This is a genomic window from Pseudomonas sp. C6002, assembly GCF_013385805.1.
In the GTDB taxonomy this organism is placed as follows: Bacteria; Pseudomonadota; Gammaproteobacteria; order Pseudomonadales; family Pseudomonadaceae; genus Aquipseudomonas.
Genome location: NZ_JACAPH010000043.1, coordinates 64,606 through 64,831, shown reverse-complemented (window position 1 = coordinate 64,831; position 226 = coordinate 64,606). Strand labels below are relative to the sequence as shown.

The 226-nt window shown below is 56.6% G+C and carries 1 pseudogene; it reads right to left on the bottom strand.

The annotated features are described in order from the left end of the window. Positions 1-16: 16 nt before the first annotated feature. Positions 17-226, bottom strand: a pseudogene (locus HX817_RS31225) (hypothetical protein); the annotation flags it as partial.

Here is a 226-nt window from a genome sequence, read left to right as displayed (position 1 = left end):
GTGTTTAAAAGCCAAATCAAAAGCTAAAGCGGGCACGGTCCACTGTAGGAGCTGGCTTGCCGGCGATGGCATCACCTCGGTGTGTCTGAAAAACCGAGTTGTCTGCATCGCCGGCAAGCCAGCTCCTACAGAAAAGCAGCGCCACCCTGCCCGTAGCAGCTGTCGAGCGCCAGCGAGGCTGCGTGCTTTTGATCTTGATCTGCTCTTGATTTTGATCTGCGGGCCC